Source organism: Streptococcus sp. DD04 (assembly GCF_001578725.1).
GTDB lineage: Bacteria > Bacillota > Bacilli > Lactobacillales > Streptococcaceae > Streptococcus > Streptococcus sinensis.
In genome coordinates, this window is record NZ_KQ968977.1 from 143398 (window position 1) to 150423 (window position 7026).

4 protein-coding genes are annotated in these 7026 nt (G+C 42.5%); 1 reads left to right on the forward strand and 3 read right to left on the reverse strand.

Features of this window, described 5'->3' with window-relative positions; translation table 11 throughout:
* Nucleotides 1-101: 101 nt before the first annotated feature.
* Entirely contained in the window at nucleotides 102-3074 is a 2973-nt protein-coding gene (locus STRDD04_RS03450) for a CocE/NonD family hydrolase (RefSeq protein WP_062199368.1), read from the reverse strand.
* A gap of 195 nt (nucleotides 3075-3269) precedes the next feature.
* Here STRDD04_RS03450 and STRDD04_RS03455 point away from each other — a divergent pair, with 195 nt between their 5' ends.
* Nucleotides 3270-4718: an alpha-amylase gene (locus STRDD04_RS03455; RefSeq protein ID WP_062199370.1), complete on the forward strand. Its 1449-nt coding sequence runs from the start codon at nucleotides 3270-3272 to the stop codon at nucleotides 4716-4718.
* A 65-nt stretch (nucleotides 4719-4783) separates the two neighbouring features.
* On the opposite strand, the gene STRDD04_RS03460 is transcribed toward STRDD04_RS03455, so the two are convergent.
* Nucleotides 4784-5905, reverse strand: coding sequence for an MBL fold metallo-hydrolase (locus tag STRDD04_RS03460; RefSeq protein ID WP_062199372.1), 1122 nt, complete (start codon nucleotides 5903-5905; stop codon nucleotides 4784-4786).
* A 13-nt stretch (nucleotides 5906-5918) separates the two neighbouring features.
* Nucleotides 5919-6959: a M42 family metallopeptidase gene (locus tag STRDD04_RS03465; protein ID WP_062199373.1), complete on the reverse strand. Its 1041-nt coding sequence runs from the start codon at nucleotides 6957-6959 to the stop codon at nucleotides 5919-5921.
* Nucleotides 6960-7026 lie beyond the last annotated feature (67 nt).

Genomic DNA, 7026 nt, shown 5'->3' on the forward strand with positions numbered 1-7026 from the left:
TCAAATCTAAGTGAAAGTCGAGTCCAGCTAAAAGACGATAAGGCAAAAGCAGCCAAACTTCACCTAATTATGAATTTCTGGCTGCTTTTAAATAGTGACTGTTAACGATGAGAATATTTCTTAGCAAGGCTAGACATACCTAGTGTGCTGAAAAGCAGAGCCAAGCCAAGATGGAGCATTCCTTTTGCTGGATTGCTACCTGTTTTAGGTAAGGTAGCTGGTGCTTGCTGAGCTTGATGACTTGCTAATTGCTGCACTTGGGCTGTCCCCCGATTATAGTGTCCTGCATAGCGGACCTTCAAGTCAACTGACGGGCTTTCCTTCTGCTCTTTCCTGTCAAAGATATATTCTGGAACTTCTATGATTTCTGGTGCAACTAATTTTTCCCCAATAATCTCAGGCAATTTCGCATATTCGGTATCAAGAGCATTTGGTACATAGGTAGCCTTCTGCGAACGAGTCGCTTCCACAGTTGGCAACAGCGCACTGATGGAATCCGTCTTGAAAGTCACTGCATACTGACGCTTAATCGTAAGGTCGCTAGGATCATAAGTATTGAAGACCAGAGCCAGCTTATGACCTTTTTTCACAGTATAAAGATTCGGCTGCAAATACATCGTATAATCGTGGAATTGGCCAACTTTTGGCTTAATGCTCTTTTCCGAGCTGGATGGTGTATAGCCTGATTCTGGATTGGCTAAGTTTAGCCAGCCTTTAGCAATCACCTTGTATTTGGTTTTGACAGTTGCAAAGTTTTTAATATCCAGATTGCTGAGATTGCTGCCCATCCAGAAGCCACCTGTCTGACTGTCATCGCTAGCAGCACCATTTCCGACCACATCAAATTCTTGGTCTGATACGTCTACCAAGAGCGCATTAACCTGCAGATTTCTGCCGCTGCCCTTGGCCAGAGCTGCCTTGAAATGGACAGGAATATGGCCTTTGATGGTCAGATCCTCTTTGACATCTGTTACAAAGGTCAGATTCGCTTTGGAAGAAGCTTGACTGACCGTTTCATCTCGCTTGCTAGTGTCAATCCCTGCCCCCGCATAGTCACTAGAAATCGTTTCTTCCAAGCGTTTGGACTGGGCTGTCAGAATCATACGATTGCTACTTTTCCAGTTATCGTAACTGGTCCATTTATTTGGATCATAGTTGTTTTGTGCCAAAACAGGAGGGAGTTTGCTGACATCGTTTTCGACATCATAGAGGTAATGTGAAAACCAAGTATTGAGCAAGTCATAGAAATCTTGCTTATTAGCTGTGATACCATAGCCTCTAGAAATAGCTGCTGGATTGACGTGGTCTCCTTGGTGGAGATAGAGTTTCACATTCTGGCCGGCTTTCTTCAAGGCATCATACATAAGCTCAAACTGTTTGGTTTTAACATTGTCATCATTTAAACCATGCACTAGCAGGGCACTGGTCTTTATCTTTTCTGGATGCAGGGTATAATCCCGTTCCCGCCAAACCTGACTATAATTGCGGCCGTGGGCTTTTTGGTCCTTATTTAGCTGATTGATATAGTCGGCGTACTTGTTCCAGATAGTGGCCCAATCATCCTGATCTAAAATCCGTGTGGAGACATAAAGTGAGAGCCAAGATAGGTCACTGTAAGGCGGATTAGTATAAGCTGTCCCCTGACTATTGAAATAATCATACCAGCTGGCAATTCCTGCGGCTGGAACAATCGTTTTCAAGCCTTCCACCCCAGTCGTTGCTACACCGAAAGTTGTCGTACCGGCCCAAGATAGACCAGTCATGCCGACCTTGCCATTTGCCCAGTCAGCTTTGATTTCAATATTGCTGGTTCTGTCTGTATAGGCCTTGCGTTTGCCATTGACCCATTCGATAATATTCTTAAATGCTTCGATTTCCAAATCAGAGCCAGTTGTATTAAAGCCTTCTGAACCTTTGGTTCCCAGACCAGCACTGGAAATAAAGGCATAGCCCCGCACTAGGAAATAGTCATACCAGTTCAAATCTTCGTAGTCATAAATCCCTTCATAAGGACTATAGTAATACCAATCTGATGCCTTGGCTTTTTTAGCCGCATCAACACTGCTCATACTGGAAATAGGCTGGCGCTTGGCAGGACGATTACGCAAGCTCTTCATGTCATAAGAACCATTAGTCGGCAAATTGAGACTTTCCAAGGTCACATAATTTTCATCCAAAGTTCCTGCAACATAAGGCCGAGCTTCCAAAATCGTTGAAGCTTTAAAATCACCTTTAGCTGCTGCCTTGGGAAGCTGCACAATTGCCTTGACTAAATCCCGCTTGCCATCTCCATCCGTATCATGATCCGTCTCGACATAGACAGGAAAACGGACGATATCGCTTTTCTCATAAGAATAGTCATGGTCTTCCTTTTCCCCGCTGCTATATGGGAAAATCGGCTGTGCCCGACCGTTCAAAAAGAGCGGTGCTTTCTTTTCGGCACGATAAGCATCATGTAAGCGCTTAGCAACTGCATACATAGATTGCAGATTAGCTCCCTGCACGCTGGCTGTCAGGTCTGCTTCTTTTTCAATCATTCCCAGACTCTTGGCCAGATTCACTCTATCCTGAGCACTGCTACCCAGTTGAGAATTGTTGACGGCTGCCCAGTTTAACAACTCGTCTACCGCGTCTTGCAAGGACAGTTCCTTATCAGCTAAAGCGGGATTTGAAAGGCTACCGGTATAAGCGGACAAATCTTGCCCTTTTGCAACGGTTGATACAGCGGAAGGTGCTAAGCTGACTTCTTGAGCCAAAGCCAAAGGTGCCTGAGCCTGTGACGAACTCGCTGTTACAGGACTTGCAACTAGTTTTTCACTTGAAATAACTGCTTCTTCTTGCTTTTCTGGCGCTGAACTCTCAGACGAAGCCTGACTTTGAACCTCTACAATCGCCGGCTGCTGAACTGAGGAAGTAGGCTCAGAAGCGACAGGTGTAGCTACCTCTGTACTAATATTTTCCGTACGCTCACTGGTCGCCTGAGCCACCTCATCCGCCTGAACAGCCTGTGACAATACCAAAGGTGCAAACAGCAAGCTTGGCAGGAGCAATGTGACTAGTCTTCTCTTTTTCATAAAGACTCCCTTTCCTTATATATAAAATTTATTTATATAAGTCCATTATACTCTGTAAGCGCTTTAAATTCAATATAACATTCCTTTTATCTACGGAAAAAGTAAGAAAAGTAAAAAATTATTTACGCAAACGTTTGCGTAATCATTCTTCTTTTGGTAAAATAGACCCATCACTAAGAATGTGAGGTATCTAGTATGGAAAATCAAACATTAATGCAATATTTTGAATGGTACTTACCAAATGATGGACAGCATTGGAATCGCTTGGCGGAGGATGCTCCGAACCTAGCATCAAAAGGCATTCGCAAAATTTGGATGCCGCCAGCTTTTAAGGCAACGAGTTCAAATGATGTTGGCTATGGAGTTTATGACCTCTTCGACTTGGGTGAGTTTGACCAAAAAGGAACCATCCGAACAAAATATGGTTTTAAGGAAGACTACCTAAAAGCTATCCAGACTTTGAAAGCCAACGGCATTGAGCCAATGGCCGATGTGGTACTTAATCACAAGGCAGCAGCAGACTGCAAAGAGCGATTTACCGTCGTTGAAGTGGATCCTAACGACCGAACAAAGGTCTTGTCAGAACCTTTCGAAATCAAAGGCTGGACTAAATTCACCTTCCCAGGTCGCAATAAAGCCTACAATGATTTTAAATGGCATTGGTATCACTTCACCGGTACGGACTACGATGCCAAAAACAATAAGTCTGGCATTTACCTCATCCAAGGAGACAATAAAGGCTGGGCGGATGATGAGCTGGTGGACAATGAAAACGGAAACTATGACTATCTCATGTACGCCGATATTGACTTCAAACATCCAGAGGTCATTCAAAATCTCTATGACTGGGCTCACTGGTTTATCGAAACAACTGGAGTCCAAGGTTTTCGTTTGGATGCTGTCAAGCACATTGACTCCTTCTTTATGAGGAATTTCATCCGTGATATTACTGAAAAATATGGTGATGATTTCTATGTCTTTGGAGAATTTTGGAATGGCGATGAGACAGCCAATAACGACTATCTAGAAAGTATTGACTATCGCTTTGACCTTGTCGATGTCAAGCTCCACCATAATTTCTTTGATGCCAGCAGAGCTGGAGCAGACTATGACTTACGGACCATTTTTGACCATACTCTGGCAAAAAATCATCCTGGGTCAGCCGTGACCTTCGTGGACAATCACGATACTCAGCGGGGACAGGCTTTGGAGTCCACTGTCGAAGAATGGTTCAAGCCAGCAGCCTATGCTCTCATCCTTCTACGAGAAGCTGGACTTCCTTGTGTCTTTTACGGAGACTACTATGGCATTGAGGGCCAGTTTGCTCAGGAGAGTTTTCAGGATGTGTTGGACAAGCTCTTGGATGTCCGTCTCAATCTAGCTTACGGCGAGCAGACTGACTACTTTGACGATGCCAACTGTATTGGCTGGACTCGCCAAGGAAAGGACGGGAGTCAGCCAATCGCTGTTGTTATCAGCAATGACCAAGCCAGCAGCAAACGTATGCTGGTCGGTTCAGAATGGGCTGGTAAAGAATTCAGCGATTCTCTGGACAAGAGCTCTCAAATCGTGACGATTGACGAAGAAGGCTGGGGAGAATTTCCAGTGGAGGAAAAGTCAGTCAGTGTCTGGAGTGTTAAGTAAGCACTTCTAAAGAGTAAAAATGAAGCAGAAACTTTTATTCTGCTTCATTTTTATTCTTCTTTAATTTAATAAATTCTAAAAATTAATATACTACCGATATGCTCATTGACATTAGCATATATCTTATTTTTTAGCATAATGTCCCTAATCACACTACTATGTGGATGTTGATAGGTGTTCTTAGAACCAGCACATATGAAATAAAAAGCATCCCAATCTGTTAATTTTGTATTATAATTATGTTTTGAACCATGGTGAGGTATTTGTATGCAACCGACATAATCCCAGTATTTATTATATGCTGTTTTTAAGTCTTCCCATTTTCGTTTACCTCTAGCATCATAATCACCTGTATATAAACATCCTGACTGATTCCTAAATCTATAATAATAGCAACGACAATGCGATTTAAACCAAGCGTTCGACGCGTTTGATATATCAGCTACTCGATAATCTTTTGAGCCAGAAAAAAGAGTCATAGAGTTAACATTTAGTTTTCCAGGAACCTTTTTATATGCCTCTTTTACCTTTTGGGAATCTTGCTTATATAACTTTTCAACATCATATTCGGTTAATCTACCTGAAAAAATATAACTTGGAAACATGGTTTCTAAATTTTTTTGGAATTTTTCAATTCTAGAAACTTGTCTAAAATTGAAAGGGACAAACTCCCAGTCTAGTTGACTATCACCCAAAATTTGTCCCATCAAATTCTGACCAGACAATATAGTTTCAAGCCGACTTTCGTCTGGTGTATACGATTCATTTCCAATCTCTTGAATCTGAAATAGTTGAACCTCACCATCATTAATATCCCTAATAGCTTGCCTTGGATTAGAAATAAATTGCCCAGCAAAACTAGTTGAAAATTTTGGATTTAACAGAGTCTTTATTTTTAAAAATGTTTTAACCCCACTAGTAATAATAGGAAAATATATTCTTTTCACGTCACAATATTTAAGAAGATACGGTAATCCATTTATATGGTCATTATCTAAATGAGAAATAAAAACTGCATCAATTTTTTCTCTCGGATCAAAATAATTTCTAATGTGGTTCTTAACAAGATTAACATCTGTCAGTGAACCGCAATCATAAATTACATGATAGTCTCTCTCTAATCTAAAAGTTTCTACACAAAAACCGCCTTGTCCAACTGGTAAAATCATTCGAGTAATATTCATCATTAAATCTCCTTTATTAAAACTCCACCAATCCACTTCTTAGATAAGCATCGACCATACGCTCTGTCGCGACAACTGAATCGATATGGGTACGCTCATAAGAGTGGCTGGATTCGATACCTGCACCTAGCAGAGCATGCTTGACTTCTGCTCCTGCACTCATGGCTGCAGAGGCATCCGACCCGTAGAACGGATAGATGTCTAGTTTGTAAGGAATGTCTTGCTCCTTGGCTAAATTTACCAAATGCTGCCGGAAGCCATAGTGATAAGGTCCTGATGCATCCTTGACACAGATAGAAACCGTATACTCATCTGTCTGCTGATCGTCACCCATAGCCCCCATATCAACCGCCAAATACTCTACCGCTTGGGCCGGCAGGCTAGAATTAGCCCCATGACCAACCTCTTCAAAGACACTGAAGGCAAAATGCGTCGTCACTGGCAGCTGAATATTTTCCTCTTTATAGATGTGCAAGAGATTGAGCAAAATAGCTGCGCTGACCTTGTCATCCAGAAAGCGGGACTTGATAAAGCCTGACTCAGTAACTGTGGTACGCGGATCAAAGGAAATAAAATCACCGACTTCGATTCCTAAATCCCGCGTTTCTTTCTCACTCGTCACCTTTTCATCCAAACGGACTTCCATATTATCCTGTGTACGTTCAACTGTCCCAGCATCCTTATAGACATGGCAGGAAGTTTGGTGAACTAAGATTGTACCGCTGATAGTCTTGCCACTGCTGGCCACATGAATCAGACAGTTTTCTCCCTCAATCATATTCCAAGGGAAACCGCCAATTCGATCCAGTTTGAGCCGACCGTCAGACTTGACCGAACGGACAATGGCTCCCAGAGTATCCACATGGGCTGTCACCACTCGGTGCTGGGCATCATTTTCCCCCTTCACCACGACATGAACTCCGCCTTTATTGGTTCGGACAGGCTCATAGCCCATTTCTTCCAGCGTTTTCACCAGATAGTCCGCCACCTCAGCCGTAAAGCCTGTTGGGGAAGGGATAGCCGTTAATTCTTGTAAATATTGAACAGTTTGATTCATCATTTTCTCCTCATACTTTTTCATCATTATAGCATAAAAAAGGCTTTCATACAGGTTTTTCCCGCAT